The following is a 17,402-nucleotide window of genomic DNA, read 5'->3' on the forward strand; positions in this document are numbered from 1 at the left end:
ATCGGACGAAGCCGATCGGCGTCGGCTACGCCGTCAGCGGACCGGCGTGGCCGGTCGCACGACGACGTCACCGCCCTTCATCACGAACGCGACCTGTTCGAGGGTGCGTACGTCGGTCAGCGGATCGCCGTCGACCGCGATCAGGTCGCCGTACCGCCCGACCGCGATCGCCCCGACGTCGCGCGTGCGGTCGAGCGCCTCGGCGGCGCTGCTCGTCGCGGACTGGATCGCCTGCATCGGGGTCATGCCCCATTCCACCATCTTGGCGAATTGCAGCGCGTTGTTGCCGTTGGGATAGACGCCGGCATCGGTGCCGAACAGCATCTTGACCCCGGCGGCATGGGCCGCCCGAAACGTCTCGCGCTGCTTGCGGCCGATCTGGCGTTCCTTTTCGAGGCTCTCGGCAAAGACGCCGTTCTTCGCCCCTTCGGCAAGGATGTAGTCGTCGTCATAGATGTCCATGTCGAACCACGCGCCGCGCTCCTTGGCGAGCTTGAACGACGTCGCATCGGCAAGGCTGGCATGTTCGATCGTGTCGACGCCCGCGCGCAGGCCGGTGTTGATCCCGTCCGCCCCATGCGCGTGGATCGCAACGCGCATCCCCAGCATGTGCGCTTCGTCGACGATCGCCTTGATCTCCTCGAAACTCAGCTGCTGCGCGCCGACCGAGTCGGTCTTCGACAGCACGCCGCCGGTCATGCAGACCTTGATGACCTCCGCGCCATATTTGCGCACGGTACGGACGGCGGCACGGAAGCTGTCGGGCGAGTTCGCGATCTGCGGTTGCGGCACGGTGATCGACGGCGGAAATTCGGTGGCGTCGCAGTGCCCGCCGGTGACGCCCAGCGCATAGGTGGCCGGCACGATCCGCGGCCCCGGTATCTCCCCGCGATCGACCCCCTGTTTCAGACCGACATCGGCATAGTCGCTCGACCCGACATTGCGCACGGTGGTGAAGCCGGCGTTCAGCGTCCGGCGGGCATTGGCGACGCCGACGACGGTCCAGTAGCTGTCGGTGAATTCCAGCACCTTGTATCCGCTCAGCGTCGGATCGCTGGTCAGGTGGACGTGCATGTCGATCAGGCCGGGCAACAAGGTACGGTCGCCAAGGTCGATCCGTTCCGCATCCGCCGGTACCGCGTCGCCACGGCGGCCGACGGTCCGGATCCGGCCGTCGACGATCGTCACCTGCGGGTTGTCGACCCGCTTGCCCGACAGGACGTCGACCATATGCGCGGCGGTGACGACGACGGTCTTCGCCTGTGCCGGAACGGTGGTCAGGGCCAGCACGAGGAGGACGGAAGCAATGCTACGCATGAACGATCTTTCCGAAAAGGTCAGAGGTTGTTTGAAAACTCGCGGTAGAGCGAGTTTCGCAGGCGGTGCCGGCTCGCTCCCCCACCCGGCCACCCAAACAGTATTCTGATGGGTGGCCGGGTGGGGGAGCGGGCCGGCACCGCAAAAATGCGCCACCGCGCATTTTCAAACGGACGGTCAGAAGCGGGCGCCGGCGCGGATGCCGATCGTCCGTGGCGTATTGGTCACGATATAGGGTCGCTGGAAACAGCTGCCGCATTGCTGGAATCGTGACAGCTGCGCCCGTTCGTCGAACGCATTCTGGAGATAGAGTTCGAGCGAATATTTGCCGAAGTCGGTACCGACCGCGAAATTGGCGGTCGTGAACGCGGCCAGCCGCCCCTGCAAGGCCGCCGGGTTGACGATATCGCCGGTCCCCGTTTCCACGACCGCGGTGCGGATGTCGGACGATGCCGAACTCTGATGCGTCACCAGCGCCTGCACATAGCCCTTGGCCGTGCTGCCGATCGGTGTCGTATAGCGCGCATTGCCGCTGACCTTGAACCGCGGGGTGACGGGCAGACGGGTACCGACCGGCGCCGCGATGAAATTGTCGGCGCCGGTACAGCTGTAGGTCGGGTCGTCGATCGCGCACAGGTTCCGCTGGATCCTGGCATCGGTGTACGATCCCGCCGCGGTGAGCGAAAGCCCGCCGAGATTGAGGGCGACGTCGCTCTCGATACCGCGGATGCGCGCGTCCGGACCGTTATGGATTTCGGTAAAGCTGTTCGCGCCGAGGAACGAGAACTGGAAGGCGTTCCAGTTCTGCTGATAGACCGCGCCATTCCAGCGCAACCGGCCGCCGAGCAGCGTCGTCTTCCACCCCGCCTCGTAATTGATGAGGAAATCGGGCGCATAGGGCGCGACGGTGGCGCGGCGATTGATCCCGCCGGGACGGAAGCCCTTCGACCAGGTGCCGTAGAACATCAGGCCGTCGGTCGGCTTCCACGTCAGGTTGAGCCGATAGGTCGCGCCCTGCCCGTCGACGCTGCGCGGCCTGAGCGTACCGCCGACATATTGGGCAAGGTTGGTACACGGACTGCCACCGACGGCGGCGGGCAGCAGGGTGCCGCCCGGATTGTCGCGGACCAGCGCACCGGTCGTCGTGTAGCAGCCGGCGACGCCGGTGCGCGAACTGCCCGCCGCATTATAGGGCGGACCGTCGAAATCGCGACCGAAGCCGAAGAACCCGATCAGCGAGTTGTCGAAGATATAGGCGCGGCCGCCCGCCGTCAGCGTCAGTTTCGGCAGCAGGTCGTAGCTGGCCTCGCCGAACACGGCATAATCCTTGTCGACGCGATATTGTTCGGTCAGCCACAGGGTACCGGGACGGCCGTTGACCGACAGATTGTCGGCGAGGTCGGCGACGCGATAATCCTGTCCGATGCGGTTGCTCTGCCGTTGATAGAACGCACCGGCGACCAACCGGAAGCGTTCATCCTGCGGCGATGCGACGCGCAGTTCCTGGCTCATCTTCCTGAAATGATCGGTGCCGATGATCCGCTGCCGCGAATCGATCTGCTGCCCGGTATCGTTCTGGAAATAGAAATAGCCGGCGATGCCGCCGACCGAGGCATAGAGCGAGTCATAGGCTTCGGCATAATCGGTGTAGTCGGACGATTGCAGCGCGCGCCGGTCGAAATAGGCACCGGCATAGGTCAGGTCCCAATTGCCGACCTTGCCCTCGATCGTCAGCGCCGCCTGTACGAAACGGTCCCGGCGATATTCGGGAAAGAAGTGCTGGACTTCGAGGTCGCCGACCCTGGCATCGTAGCCGAAGGTGCCATGGGCGCGCTGTTCCTGGTACAATACGGTCGGCGTCACCGTCCAATTGTCGTCGAGATCGATCTTCAGCGCGGCGCGGCCGCCCCACAGATCGGCATCGTTATAATCCTTTTCGACGAATTCGGGGTTGTCGACGGTGATGCCGCCGATGAAGCTGCGCGTGCCCGGGACATTGTCGATGAAGCCGGCATCATGCTGATAGAAGCCGACGACCCGCAACGCCGCATTCTGCGACAGCGGGATGTTCAGCATTCCTTCTAGCCGCCCGCCCGTGCCGCCCGATTTCACGGTGTTGAGCTCGCCATCGACCCGGCCGTAAAACTCCTTCAGGTCGGGCTTGTTGGTGATGATCCGGATCGTGCCGGCCTCGGACGAGGCACCGTACAGCGTCCCCTGCGGCCCGGCGAGGCTTTCGATGCGCGCCACGTCATAGATATGGATGTCGGGCGTGCCGCCGATCGTCGTCACCGGCTGCTCGTCCAGATAGACGCCGACCGATGGCAGCGAGCCGGAATGGTTGCCGTCACCACCACTGGCGACGCCGCGCATATAGACGGTGGTGACGCCCGGCTGCGAACTCTGAAACGCGACCGAGGGCAGCAGCTGCGAATAATCGGCGAAGCTGGTCACGTTCAGCTGGTCGAGCCGCCGGGTCCCGATCGCCTGGATGCTGATCGGCACGCTCTGGATATTTTCGTCCCGCTTTTGCGCGGTGACGATGATCTCGTCCTGGGTGTCGTCGGCCGGTGCCGGACCGGCTGGCTCGCCGGCGGTCTGCTGCGTCGCCGACTGCGCCAATGCCGGCAGGGACGTGAGCGCAGACGAAACAAGCAAAGCGACGCTCAGCGTTCGGCGAACGATCGGCACCATAAAACCCCCAAGCGCAACATAATGTTACGCAAGGTTAACTACAGCGCCCTGACCGTCAACACGCTGCGGTCCGCAGAAACATTTCGCAGGTGCAGCGTGACAGTTTTACAACGCTGCTCATAATGATCCATCGAAGTCGGGCACGGCCGGATAGGCGGTCAGCACGTCGCCAAGGCTGTCACGCAGCGGGCCCAGCCTTGGATCGAACGGCTTCCATGCCTCCGTTCCATCGCGATAGATCGGTTGGCGAACCTGTTCGGAACTGGCGGTCCGCACCGGCCGCCGCGTTTCGTGGAAGGACAGGCAGGCCGGTTCCCAATCGAGGCCGCATGCATCCAGCAAATGACGCACCTCCGCCTCGGTATCGTCGACCATTTGTTCATAGAACACCCGGTGCACGCGGCCCGGTGCGACCCGGTCGACATGCGCCATCAGCCGGACATAGTCGCGGTAATAGTGCCCCATATCGGTCAGGTCGTAGCTGAACGCCTGCCCCCGCGCGAAATGCTGTTTGTAGTTCGAAAAACAGCAACCGAGCGGATGGCGGCGGGCATCGATCACGCGGGCATTAGGCAGCATCAACAGGATCAGCGGCAGATGCGCCCAGTTGTTGGGCAGCTTGTCGATGAAGAACGGCCGGTCGGTCCGCCGTTGCACCGCAGCACGCCGCAGATAGTCGTCCCCCATCGCCCGCAACTGCGCACCGTTGAGTGCCGCGAGCCCGGCGGGATAGTCGGCGACGGCACGGGCGAGCGCGGGCACATCTGGCAATTCCGACGTCCCCTCGACCAGCGAATGGCTCGACAGGATCTGTTCGATCAGCGTCGATCCGGACCGCGGCATGCCCAGCACGAAGATCGGATCGGATGCGGTCGATCCCTGCCCGGCGCGCGCGGCGATGAGCGCCGCGTCGAAGGTCGCGACGCTGTCGTCGACAAAGCGCCGCGTCTCCTCCGCATCATAGACGATCTGTGTTCGCCGCAGCCGGTTGCCGGAATCGTAATGCGCGAACGCTTCCTCCGCCCGGCGGAGATCCTCGAACGCCTTGCCCAGCGCGAAGTCGAGGTGGAAGCGATCCTCGACGCTGACATCGTCGCGCGCCAGCGCCGCCGTCATCGTGGCAATGTCGGCGTCGTCGAACGCGACCGTCTTCAGGTTGGCAAGGCTCCACCACACCTCGCCCAGCGAGGGCGTGATCGCGACGGCCCGGCGATAGGCGGCAACGCCGTCCGCCTGTCGCCCGACGGTCTTGAGCATATGGCCATAGCTCATCCACACCCGCGGCTGATCGGGCGCGTCGCGCAGCACGGTTTCGTACAGCGCGATCGCTTCGTCGAATCCGCCGATCCGCCCGAGCGCCGCCGCCTTCAGATTGGCATGGCCGACATGGTCGGGCTCTTCCTCCAGCAACAGGTCGAGTTCGCCGATCGCCTCCATCGGACGGTTCAGGCGATACAGCACGATCGCGAGATTGGCGCGCGCCGCATGGAACACCGGCGACAGCTCCAGCGCGCGGCGCAACAGCGTCTCGGCATCCTTGTAGCGCCCGATCCGCCCGGCGAGTTCAGCCAGCATGCGGATCGCACGCGCGTCGAACGGGTCGGCCTTCAGATGCTGGCGCAGCAGCGGTTCCGCCTCGCCGAGGCGATTGTCGTGCAACGCCAGTGCTGCCTCGATCAGACGGGGGTGCCACCGGGCATGGGGGGGCGATGGCGGTACCGGGATCATGCCCCTAACAACCACCAAGCCCCCTCGGGATCAAGCGTGGCCTATGGGCGGCAAGCAGGGTGCGTCGGAAGGCCGCATCCGGATCATGCTCCGTTCTCGGTCAGTCCATCGGGCGTAACCACCGGATCGACGGGGGTTCGGCCCCGGTCATTTCAACCGCGTCAGCACCGCGCCATGTTGCGGCAGGGTCGCGACCGCCGCCGCCGTGGCGCTGCGCATCTGGCGGATCGCGGGGAGCAGGCGTTCCTCGTCGAGCGCATCGGCGACGGGATCGTACCCGACCGGTTCGATCCCCTGCCCCAGCAGCACCGCGACCCAGCTGGGCGTCGCGAACAATTCGTCCTCGTAGCGGAAGATGCGGCCCTTTTGCCGGAACAGCTCGATCTTGCGGGTCAGGCTGTCGGGGACGTCCATGGTGCGGACATGGTTCCAGAAGGGGGAATCGTCGCGCGCGGTCGCATGATAATGGAGGATGATGAAATCACGGATCGTCCGGTAATTGTCGGCCATCTGCCGGTTATATTCGTCGCGCTCGACGGCCGAAAAGCCGCGATCGGGGAACAGCGCGAACAGTTTCGATATGCCCTGCTGGATCAAGTGGATGCTGGTCGATTCGAGCGGTTCGAGGAACCCGCCCGACAGGCCGATCGCGACGACGTTGCCCGCCCACATCGCATCGCGCCGACCGGCGGTGAACGACAGGCGACGCGGGGTCGCGGTGGGCGCAGCGTCGAGGCGGCTTAGCAGCAGCGCCTCCGCCGCATCGTCGTCCATGTAGCGGCTGGCATAGACCACGCCGTTGCCGGTGCGATGCTGCAACGGGATGCGCCATTGCCAGCCGGCGGTATGCGCGGTGGCGCGGGTATAGGGCAGTACCGGTTCGGTACGTTCGGTCGGCACGGCGATGGCACGGTCACACGGCAGCCAGTGCGACCAGTCCTCGAAACCCACCCCCATCGCCTCGCCCAGCAACAGGCTGCGAAAGCCCGAGCAGTCGATGAACAAATCGCCCTCGACCCGGCGGCCATCGTCGAGGCGGACGGCGGCGACATGGCCGTCGTCGTGATGCTCGACGGCGACGATGCGCCCTTCGATGCGGGCGACGCCGTCCGCTTCGGCGCGGCGGCGCAGGAACCGGGCATAGAGGGTGGCGTCGATATGATAGGCATGGGCGATGCCCGACAGCGGCGATCGCGGGTCGGGATGCGGCGGGCCGAACGCGTTGGCGCGCGCGGCGACGGTCGCCGGCGAATAATCGCCGATCGGGCCGATGCCGTCCTGCCCCTTCAGTTTTGCCCAGAGCTGATGGAAATTGACGCCCTCGATATCGCGCCCGAAATTGCCGAAGGGGTGGAAATACCGGCTATCGGCGGTGTGCCAGCCGGTGAACTCGATGCCGAGTTTGAAGCTGCCGCGCGTTTCGCGCAGGAACTCGACTTCGTCGATGCCGAGCAGCTTGTTGAAGTTCAGGATCGACGGAATCGTCGCCTCGCCCACGCCGACCGTGCCGATCGCGTCGGATTCTACCAGCGTGATACGCCGCTGGCCATCGTCGAGATAGCGGCCGGCGGCGGCGGCGGTCATCCAGCCGGCGGTGCCGCCGCCGATGATGACGACAGTGCGGATCGGATCGGTCATGATGGAAACTCCAGCGCGGCAAGGCGCGTGGCAAGCGTGTCGATCGCGCGGGCGGCTTCGGCGGGCGAAAGCGACAGCGCAACCGGATCGGGTCGTTCGGGGCGTATCCCCTGCCCCAACAGCACGGCAAGCCATGCGTCGCGCGACACGGTTTCCTCGTCGTCGGTGACGATCTGGCCGCGACGGGCGAACTGCGTGAGCAGGCGGTCGAGCGAGGCCGGGCGGGCAAGGCGGTCGAGACGGTGCCAGAAGGGGCCGGTGGTGCGGCCGCCGCCATGATAATGCGCGGCAAGGAAATCGCGCAACCGGTCGGCCCGTTCGCCGGCGCGCCGGTTGATTTCGGCGACGAGCAGCGGCTCGGGGTCGCGGGCGGGCATCAGCTCGCGGATCAGCGCCAATTGGGTCAGCGCGAGGGTGAAGCCCATCCGGCCGAGCGGCCCCGGCTGGACCGCGGCATCGCCGATGGCGAGCACCTTGCCATCGAACGGCGCGATCAGCCGCCCCGGCGCGATCGCGATGCCGTCGCCGCCATTGCCGGCGGTCACCGTCGCACCGGGCCAATCGGCGGTCCAGCCGGTCGGGGTAGCGCGATACCGGTCGATCGGACCGGGATCGGCGACCGGTGGCGACACCGTCATACGGGTGGCCGGGAGCGTCGCTGCCCAGTCCTCGAACGGTGCAGCGCGGGTCAGCAGGCGCGACGGGCCGCTGGCGTCGACGAACAGATCGGCGGCGATCTGCGTGCCGTCGTGCAGCCCCAGCCGGTCGCCGTCGAACGCCGCGAACGCGGCGACCGGACGCACGCCGGCCTGACCGGCGATGCTGCCCAGCACCTGCGCGAACCGGCCGGGGTCGATCTGCAATGCCGGCTCGATACGCGGATCGACGATACCGGCGCTCGCGGCAACGCAGGCGGGAATAAGTTCATGGAAACGGCGTTTTCCCCCCGCCCGCAACCAAACGCCCTGCAACCGTCCTTCGGGAAGGGTCGCGGCACTGTCTTCCCCGACCATCCACGCGCCGCCATCGCGACTCCACGCATCGAACCGGGTAGCGAGGCGCGGACGGGCGATGCCCTTTGCCAGCAGCCGTTCGGGCGGCAGACCGAGCGTCGCGAGCAGATCATGGGTAGCGGGCAGCGCGATCGGGAAGCGGTCGGCCAGCGCGTCGGGGGTGACGGGTGCGGGCACGAGCATGATCATGGCACCGGGAAGCGCCTGGGCAAAGGCGACCGCGGCGATCAGCGCGACGGGACCGCCCCCGACGACCGCGACCGACCGCAGCGGCTGGCGAGCATTGCCGGTCACAGGCCGAGTGCCGCGTCATGGCCGGGCATCGCCCTGACCCGGTCGGCGATCGCCTGCGCCAGCGAACCGAGCGCCCGGTCGAGGCCGGCCGCGTCGGGCTGGTCGGCGCGCGGGTCCCATCCGGTGGGCACGACCCGCTGACCAAGGTACACCGCGACCCAGCTGGGTTCGAGAAACAGGCCATGGCCATAGCGGGCGACCTGCGCACTGCCGCGCCACAAGGCGAGCTTGTCGGCCAGCGTGTCGGGGATCGTCATCGTGCGCACATGATTCCAGAAGGGGGAATCGGCGCGATCGGTCGCATGATAGTGCAGGATCAGGAAGTCGCGGATGCGGTCATATTCGGCATCGATCGCGGTGTTGAAGCCGTCGCGATCGGCCTGCGCGACACGGGTGTCGGGGAAATGTTCGATCAGCGACGTGATCGCCGCCTGCACCAGATAGATGCTCGTCGATTCGAGCGGTTCCAGAAAGCCCGAGGCGAGGCCCACCGCAACGACATTGCCGGCCCAGCTGCGCCGCCGCCGTCCGGCCCCGAACCGCAACGGGCGCGGGTCGGCGAGCGGTTCGCCGTCGAGACCCGCGAGCAGCGCGGCGGTGGCTTCGTCGTCGCTGCAGTATGCACTGGTATAGACATAGCCGTTGCCGACCCGGTGGCGCAGCGGAATGCGCCAGCGCCATCCGGCCGGCATGGCGGTTGCCCGCGTATAGGGTTCGATCGTACCGGGCGGGCTGGCGCACGGAACCGCGACCGCGCGGTCGCAGGGCAACCAGTGCGACCAGTCCTCCCACGGCTCCGCCAGCGTTTCGCCGAGCAGCAGCGAACGAAAGCCCGAACAGTCGACGAACAGGTCCCCCCCGATCCGGCGACCATCGTCCATCTCGACCGCGGCGACGCTATCGCCATGGCGGTCGGCACGGACGATCCGGCCCTCGATCCGGGTCACCCCGCGCGCCTCGGCCCAGTCGCGCAGGAACGGCGCGAAGCGGGTCGCATCGAATTGATAGGCATAGCCGAACGACGTCGTCGGATCGCCCGGATCGCTGCCGGGGCGTTCGAAGCGGCGGCGTTCGGCGGCGACCACGCCGGCCGAAAAGGCACCGATCGGCGGAACCGCGCCGGCCCGGTCACGCCGCAACCAGTAATGGTGAAAGGCGACCCCGGCGAGCGGGCGGCCATAGGTACCGAACGGATGGATATAGCGGTCGCCGATCCGGCCGAAGTCGCGAAACTCGATGCCGAGCTTGTAGGTCGCGTCGGTCGCGGCCATGAACGCACGCTCGTCGATGCCCAGCCGTTCGAGGTAGAGGCGCAGGTGCGGCAGGGTCGCTTCGCCGACCCCGACGATGCCGATCGCTTCTGATTCGATCAGCGTCACGTCGCACGCCGCCGGAAGCAGGCCGACGAGTCCGGCAGCGGTCATCCATCCGGCGGTGCCACCACCGACGACGACGACCCGAACCTTGCGCCTCTCGCCATTTTTCATGCCGCTCCGTCCCACAAGTGTCGCCGTAGTGCCACAGTGGATTGCCGATCAGCCTTAATTAAAGCAACTTGCAATATTTCTGTTGTGTTGCCGAATTGAGGTAACTAGCGAGAGAAATCGTTCGTCGTCATCGAGCGCATAAGGTTGAGTCCCGCCAATGGGACGTCCGGGGAGAGGAAGCGTGATGGGGAAGCAATTCGCCATGAATGGTTTGAATACGCGCAAGCGGCTGGGCACGACGGCGTCGTTGCTGGCGCTGACGGTCGCGGTGCAGCTGGCAGCGACGGGCGCGATGGCGCAGACGACGGTTGCGCCGGCATCACGCGACGACCAGTCCACGCCGCAGACGGACACGCCGCAGACCGACAATTCGGTTCCGGCGGGCGCAGGCGCTGGCAAGCGTCCGGTTTCGGGCAGCATGTCGATCGAAAATCAGGCCGCTCCCGAGCAGTCGAACGTCACGGTAGCGGACGTTCAGACCCCGGCGGCCGATCAGTCGGGCGGCGATGACATCGTTGTCACCGGCCTGCGCCAGTCGCTGGCGAACGCGCAGTCGATCAAGCGCAACGCTGACACCGTTGTCGATGCGATCACCGCCGAGGATATCGGCGCGCTTCCCGACCGGTCGGTCAACGAAGCGCTACAGCGCGTACCGGGCGTCGCGATCACCCGCTTCGCCGCGGCGACCGACACCGCGCACTTCTCCGTCGAAGGGTCGGGCGTTACCATCCGCGGCCTTTCCTATGTTCGTGGCGAGTTCAACGGCCGCGACAGCTTCGGCGTCAGCGGCGGTCGCGAGATCGGCTTCAACGACGTGCCGACCGAGCTGGTCGGGTCGGTCGAGGTGTACAAGAACCTGACCGCCGACATGATCGAAGGCGGCATCTCGGGCTCGGTCAACATCAACACCCGCAAGCCGTTCGATACCAAGGAAACGCTGATCTACCTGTCGGGTAGCGTCAACTATGGCGACTATAACGGTCGCAGCGAGCCGGCGGTGGTCGGTCTGTTCTCGAAGCAGTGGGACATCCCGAGCGGCGGCCGGTTCGGCATCATGGCCAGCGGCAGCTACAATCGCCAGCGCAGCCGGTCGGACTCGGTATTCTATTCGTCGTTCCTGCCGCGCTTCAACGACGATACCGACGGCAACGGTGTACAGAACGGTACGGAAGGCCGCATCCTGAACCCGGGTACGCCGTATCAGTCGACGCTGTGGGACCGCTATCCGGTGCCGGCGGGTCGCGACTCCGTGTACGTGCCGCTGGGCGCGGGCATGCGCATGCAGGAATTCGACCGCAAGCGCGTCGGCTATTCAGGCGCTGCGCAGTATGAGAACGCTTCGCGCAGCCTGTTGGTCACCGCGCAGTTCCTGCGCGCCGAATCGTCGCAGAGCTGGCTCGACCGCACCGTCGAACCCAACGTCTATTACGGCGACGCGAACCAGATCTTCCCGCAGGGCTATAACTCGTTCGCGCCGGTGGCCGGACAGACCTTCAGTCAGCCGACCTATAACGACGACGGCCTGTTCACCAGCGGGACGCTGATCAAGCAGTTCGGCGGTCAGTACACGACGCTCGGCAACCGCTATTTCCAGACCGACGGGTTCACGCAGGACCAGTCGCTGAACGTCAAGTGGGACCCGACCGACCGCCTGCACCTGAACTTCGACGGGCAGTATGTCTATTCGAAGGCGCGCGATTCGGACGACGTGGTCGAACTGGCGACCTTTAGCGGCGTCAGCATCGACGGCCGCGGCAACGTGCCGCAGATCACGCTGGTCCCGCCGGGCAACCAGGCGATCGGCCCGTATTTCGCCAGCCAGACCAACACCTTCATCCGCGACGCGATGAACAACCGCACGCACAGCGACGGTGACGAATGGGCGTTCCGCGCCGATGCGCAATATGATGTGTCGGACGACTCGTTCCTGCGCAAGGTTCGCGTCGGTGGCCGCTACACCACCCGCGACCAGACGGTGAAGGCGAACGACTACAACAACTGGGGCGCGGTGTCGGACACCTGGACCTCGGGCCTTGCCACCGTCGATCGCTATCGCGACAGCATGACGCCGGTCAATTTCGCCGACTTCTATCGCGGTGAAGCGGTCCAGCCGCCGGTGGTGTGGGGTATTCAGGACGGCGTCCTGACCAACCACGACGCACTCACCGCGCTGCTGCGCACCGCCACCCGCCAGGGCGGCGGCGGCTATACTCCGCTGGAGGATCGCGGCACCGACCTGATCGACGGCTTCTTCCGGCCGAGCGAGGTCTATCGCATCACCGAGAAAACCTATTCGGGCTATGCCCGTCTCGACTTCGGCGTCGACAACATTGGCGGCGGCGAGGGCAATGTGTCGGGTAACATCGGCGTGCGCTTCGTCCACACCGAGGACCAGTCGTTCGGTGGCACCACCTTCCCGAACATTGCCAATACGCTGGGCGGTTTCCCGACCGTAGCCGCGTTCTGCGCCAGCCCGAACACCAACAACCAGGTTCGCCCGATCTGTACGGTGTCCGCGGCCCAGCAGGCGGCGATCGTTGCCTTCTCGAACAGCGGCAACGCCTCCGACGTCGCCACCCAGTCCTTTGACAAGTGGCTGCCAAGCCTGAACATCAAGTTCCAGCCCAATTCGCAGCTCTTGTTCCGCCTCGCGGCATCGAAGGCGATCTCGCGGCCGGGCTTTACCGACCTGCGCAACTTCGTCGGGCTCAACCCGTCGTCGGCGAACACGACCGGCATCTACGGCTTCAGCGCCAATTCGCGGAATCCGTTCCTGAAGCCGATCGACGCCAAGCAGGTCGATCTGACCGCCGAATGGTATTTCGCCAAGGTGGGCTCGCTCACCGCGGCGGTGTTCTACAAGCAGTTGTCGAACATCGTTCTCGACAATTTCGGGTATAGCCGCAGCTTTACGAACAACGGTCAGACCTTTGCTGCGACGATCAACGGCCCGGTCAACGTGCCCGGCAATGCCGACATCAAGGGTGCGGAGCTGTCGTATCAGCAGACCTACGACTTCCTGCCGGGCGCGCTGCGCGGACTGGGGTCGCAGGCTACTTTCACCTTTATCGATGCAGGCAAGATCCCGAACGCGGTGCCGGACAACCGGCCCGAGGACGGCAACCGTCCGCCGCTCGACGTCGCGGGGCTGTACGACAACCTGCCGCTGTCGCAGCTGTCGAAGTACAACTTCAACGTCTCGGCCTTCTACGATCTGGCCGGTGTCTATGCTCGTGTCGCGTATAGCTGGCGGTCGAAGTATCTGCTGACCAACCGCGACTGCTGCTTCCCGTTCCTGCCGGTCTATGCGCTGGCGACCGGGCAGATGGACGCATCGCTGTTCTACACGGTCAATCCGCAGTTCAAGATCGGCGTCCAGGTCCAGAACCTGCTCGATGCGACCACGCGGACCACGTTCGTACTGAACGACGAAGGTCAAGAAGCACCGCGTTCGTACTTCAAGAGCGATCGTCAGTTCCAGGTGAGTGTTCGCCTGACGCTCTGATCTATCCTTCTCTCCTGAGAATGGGGTCGCGACCTGTGTCGCGGCCCCTTTTTTTTGGGTCGATGATGCGCGCAGTCGCGGTGCCCAGGACGGATGTGCGGTCCCGTCTGCGTGGACCATTTTCGGGTGCAGCAGCAGCATCGGCATAGGTCACCACGTTGCCCGGCACCGGCAGTGAAAATCTTCTGTCGCCGGCGCGATGCCGTTTGCCTCGGCTCCGCCCGAGGAGCGGCGTTCTTGCCTCCCGCGCGGACGGCATCAAGGACACGGCGCACGCATCACGGGCGAGGCGTACCATCAGAGGTTTGGCGAAAGACGTTCGGCGTCATCGGCGACGGCTTCGTCGGGGTGTCGGTGCCAATGCGGCCGGCAGGCGACGCGATCACCCCCGCCCAATACCCAATGCGCAACGTGTCGCGGCCCTGCGCCGATGCCGGGATGTCCCCCCTCACCCCGTGCGCAAGGTCGGAACAGATGGCGGTGCCGTCAGTCCAACGCGAACCGCTCGCCCCACGCGGCAAATCGGCCGTTGGACGATCGTCTCACAGGACCGGCAACTGGATCCGGGGCGAACGTTGCGCACGGCCAGCCAGCGCGCCGGTACGATGTCGAGCATCGACCTGGGTGTGCCCGTTCAGGATTTCAGGACGGGATAACAGCCTATCCCATGGACCTCGGTCGGCATGGACGGCAGCAGGCCGGCTGCCGGTGAATCGAACCGCGTCGACAACATCACCTTCACCATCCCCGGTGCGGCGTTGCAGACCGTATTGGATGTCACGTCTATATCGGCGGCGGTCAACGCCTGCCCGTAGCTTTGCGCGCGAGCGGTGGCGAAGGCGGCGCGGTGTGTCGGTGTGTCGCAATCGGTGCTGACCGACGTGCAGCGCGCCGTGCTGAACGCGACTTCGGTCAGCGATTGCCGGATCCACAGAAAGCGCGACCCTTCGATGATGCCGAACATCATGCTGAGGAAAACCGGGGCGAGCAGTGCGAACTCGATGGCGGTGGCGGCACGCCCGTCAGCAGCGAACGTGATGGTTCGGTTACGAACGGTCATTGCAGCCGAACTACGGCCGATTGTTCGAGCGTCGTGTCGCCGAAAAGATCGGCGGGCATGACGGTCGGCCGGTATTGATAGGTGGCCTTCACCTTCAGGTAGTAGCCGGACGTGGATACCGCACCCGTCGCGCTGCCCGTGCACGCTTCGCCGCACGTCGCCGTGGCGCGAAAACCACCGGCATCCGTCAGGCAGGCACATTGCCGCGACTGGTTCACGCACGGTGCGCTGCCGCCATTACAGTCGATGGTGACCCTCAGGTCCGACGCCACAGGCGCGCCCGCGACCGCCGACACCATCGCCGGAAGACTTGCATAGGGAACGGTGGACGCGTTCGAGAAGCCGTACACCGCGGCCGATGCGACACCCGCGCCCAGATTGCTGCGCTGAATGAAGAACATGCCGAAATCGAGCGCGGCGAGCAGGATGGCGAACAGGAAGCACGTCAACAGCGCGAATTCGATCGTCGCTACGCCACGCCGATCGCGTCGGATGGAAATTCGCCGCAGGATCGTCACCGTATCAGCTCGACTTTGTTACGGCCGGGGGTGCCACCCCCACCGGGCAGACCGGCACAGGTCGATCCCGACGTGCTGCCGCCCGATGCGGTGATCCGGTTGGCGATCAACATGAAACATTGCCCGGCGGACTGGGTCGAGTTGCCGCCGCTGATCGTCACATCGGAATTGGGCAGATGGACCACGCCGCTGAAGATGCTGTCAGACCCGCCGCCCCATGCGGTCGCGGTCGACGTCGCGCTGTCGACGAGCAAGCTGGTGATCGTGCCTGCCGTCGTGCCATTCGGCGAGGACAGGAGCTTGCTGCGCGCGCCACCGCTCAAATTGAGCGTACCCGACAGGATAAAGGTCACGTTCACCCCTGCCATGTCGGTATCGCTCGTCGAAACGCCTTCAAGCTGCGCGCCATATGTTTGGCCCGTCACCCTGGACGTATAGGGCCATTTGGTGCCGCCTGTGCCGTTCACCAGATCACCGGCAATCGTGTAGCGGCCCGCACCGAACAGCACTGCCCCCCTTACGTTCAGTTCGCCATTGATGAGGTGGTTGGTAGCCCTGCCGAACACGAGCCGGCTGCCCCCCTCGCTTGCGATGCTGCCACCTGCGCTGAACGCGCCGTCGCCCATGATCATGATCGCGCTACCTGCGAGCGCGATCGATCGGCCGTTGGCGGCGCGCCCGATACGATAGTTGCCGTCGCCCAACGCCAACGTCGAATCACCGCCGATATCGATGCCGGCAACGACGTCGGTGTTTCCGGCGCCGGCCCACATCCAGCTACCGCCGCCGACCGAAATCGACCGGAACGCGTGCGCGCCCTTGCCGATGGTCAGCGTCGTGCCGCCCTTCAACGCCAGGTCGCCAGCGATCGAAACGCGGCCATCGCCGATGCGGTTGCTCCCCGAAAACCCCAGCGTACCGCTGCCGATCGAAAGGTTGCCGTTGCCGAAGGTAACGCCGGCGCCATCGAACCCGCCATTGATGCTGACGTCGCTGTCGCCGAAGTTGACCTTCGTACCGCCGCCGATCGTGACGCCCCGCGCTACGGTGATGGTCGACTGGTTCGAGAACGTAACGGTCGTATCGCCGGTGATCTTCAACGCGCCGATCGTATATTTGCCAGCCGGCACGATATAATTCCCGTTCCCGCGGCGAAAACGGGCGACATTGGGACTGAAGTCGCTGCCGAACACCCAGTCCTCCCCTGCGGGTGTCGATGGATCGGTGATGTTGGCGGGCGGGTCATAGGTTCCGATCAGGGCGCGTGCGGCGGTAATCTCCGGATTGTCCTGCAACGGATCTGCGATCGTCGTGGCTGCCTTGGTGCGTTTGTCTGCGGCGGGGACGTTGCCGTTCCACGACGGACTGACAAAATCGACCGCGTAGCGAACCGCATCGGCAACGATCGAGCCATAATTGTTCCGGATCGATCCCGCGCCCGAGACGATGTTCTTGGCAGCGATGCGCGAACCGCCGTTATTGACGTCGCCAACCCCGGCGATCGCGCAGTCCGGGGCGTCGATCGTCGCTCCACCCGATGTCGAGACGGCATCCCCGCTCGACGTCAGGCCGAGGATGCACGGCGCGATACTCTCAGGCGCTTGAAGTCGCGCCGTTGCCGATGCCGCCACCGTATAGCTGCCGCCAAGACCAATTCCCCTCGCCAGCATGATCGGTACCTGGGTCGTGACGGTCACCAGTACCGCCTTCTCGCCGCGCGTGGGGACGTCGGTCAGCAGGTCCGCCGTGATCGTCGCATCGGGCAGGCCATTGATCCGGGCGAGGTCGCGCGCGGTGGGCGCTAAGATAACTTCCTGTTTCTGAACATTATAGGCCAGCGCCGCTGCAAGCGCCGCCAAATCCGCCACGCGTTGGTTGACGACGCGCTGCTGCAGTCCACGGTTGATGTCGACGGCAAACGCCGCAATGCCGATAAGACAAGGCAGCGACAATGCTCCGATGACCGCGACGGTGCCGCGGCAATCCGCTATCAGACGTCTCGGACCATCCCGGAAATTCATCGATTATTTCTAGGGGGAAAAGACTTTATACGGCGTTAATTATGCCCCGCCCCCGCTGGTGGTCCATCGACCCTGACAGTCCGGGCCGGGAAGCGACGCGGGATGCCCGTGAAGAAGCATGAACCTC

At 65.4% G+C, this 17,402-nt stretch carries 10 protein-coding genes; 1 reads left to right on the forward strand and 9 read right to left on the reverse strand.

All coding sequences use genetic code 11. The features are described 5' to 3' along the window. Positions 1 to 33 precede the first annotated feature (33 nt). From ASE90_RS11155 to ASE90_RS11180, 6 genes are all read right to left on the reverse strand, one after another. The gene (locus tag ASE90_RS11155) at positions 34 to 1,317 is read right to left on the reverse strand and encodes a metal-dependent hydrolase family protein (RefSeq protein WP_056000325.1); all 1,284 of its coding nucleotides are present in this window, start codon (positions 1,315 to 1,317) and stop codon (positions 34 to 36) included. Between the two features lie 177 nt (positions 1,318 to 1,494). Then, positions 1,495 to 4,011 (reverse strand): TonB-dependent receptor, encoded by a 2,517-nt coding sequence (locus ASE90_RS11160; protein WP_056000328.1) that lies wholly within the window; start codon positions 4,009 to 4,011, stop codon positions 1,495 to 1,497. A 117-nt stretch (positions 4,012 to 4,128) separates the two neighbouring features. Beyond that, positions 4,129 to 5,739: a tetratricopeptide repeat-containing sulfotransferase family protein gene (locus ASE90_RS11165; protein WP_235531762.1), complete on the reverse strand. Its 1,611-nt coding sequence runs from the start codon at positions 5,737 to 5,739 to the stop codon at positions 4,129 to 4,131. A 147-nt stretch (positions 5,740 to 5,886) separates the two neighbouring features. Further along, complete coding sequence (locus tag ASE90_RS11170) at positions 5,887 to 7,377, reverse strand: tryptophan halogenase family protein (protein ID WP_056000330.1); 1,491 nt, start codon at positions 7,375 to 7,377, stop codon at positions 5,887 to 5,889. After that, positions 7,374 to 8,684: a tryptophan 7-halogenase gene (locus tag ASE90_RS11175; RefSeq protein WP_056000331.1), complete on the reverse strand. Its 1,311-nt coding sequence runs from the start codon at positions 8,682 to 8,684 to the stop codon at positions 7,374 to 7,376. Before ASE90_RS11175 ends, ASE90_RS11170 begins: the two co-directional genes overlap by 4 nt. Then, positions 8,681 to 10,171 (reverse strand): tryptophan halogenase family protein, encoded by a 1,491-nt coding sequence (locus tag ASE90_RS11180; RefSeq protein WP_056000334.1) that lies wholly within the window; start codon positions 10,169 to 10,171, stop codon positions 8,681 to 8,683. The genes ASE90_RS11175 and ASE90_RS11180 overlap by 4 nt, the downstream gene beginning before the upstream one ends. 202 nt (positions 10,172 to 10,373) lie before the next feature. Between ASE90_RS11180 and ASE90_RS11185 the strand changes: the two genes are divergently transcribed. Further along, positions 10,374 to 13,676, forward strand: coding sequence for a TonB-dependent receptor (locus ASE90_RS11185; RefSeq protein WP_156361542.1), 3,303 nt, complete (start codon positions 10,374 to 10,376; stop codon positions 13,674 to 13,676). Positions 13,677 to 14,310: 634 nt separating this feature from the next. On the opposite strand, the gene ASE90_RS11190 is transcribed toward ASE90_RS11185, so the two are convergent. Genes ASE90_RS11190 through ASE90_RS11200 form a run of 3 tightly spaced genes read right to left on the reverse strand, consistent with a single transcriptional unit; the run spans position 14,311 to position 17,275 of the window. After that, positions 14,311 to 14,736: a TadE/TadG family type IV pilus assembly protein gene (locus ASE90_RS11190; RefSeq protein WP_056000340.1), complete on the reverse strand. Its 426-nt coding sequence runs from the start codon at positions 14,734 to 14,736 to the stop codon at positions 14,311 to 14,313. Next, complete coding sequence (locus ASE90_RS11195) at positions 14,733 to 15,254, reverse strand: TadE family protein (protein WP_056000343.1); 522 nt, start codon at positions 15,252 to 15,254, stop codon at positions 14,733 to 14,735. The genes ASE90_RS11190 and ASE90_RS11195 overlap by 4 nt, the downstream gene beginning before the upstream one ends. Then, positions 15,251 to 17,275 carry a pilus assembly protein TadG-related protein gene (locus tag ASE90_RS11200; protein WP_056000347.1) on the reverse strand — a complete coding sequence of 675 codons (2,025 nt, stop codon included), beginning with the start codon at positions 17,273 to 17,275 and terminating at the stop codon, positions 15,251 to 15,253. The genes ASE90_RS11195 and ASE90_RS11200 overlap by 4 nt, the downstream gene beginning before the upstream one ends. Between the last annotated feature and the right edge of the window lie 127 nt (positions 17,276 to 17,402).

The organism is Sphingomonas sp. Leaf67, from assembly GCF_001421965.1.
In the GTDB taxonomy this organism is placed as follows: Bacteria; Pseudomonadota; Alphaproteobacteria; order Sphingomonadales; family Sphingomonadaceae; genus Sphingomonas.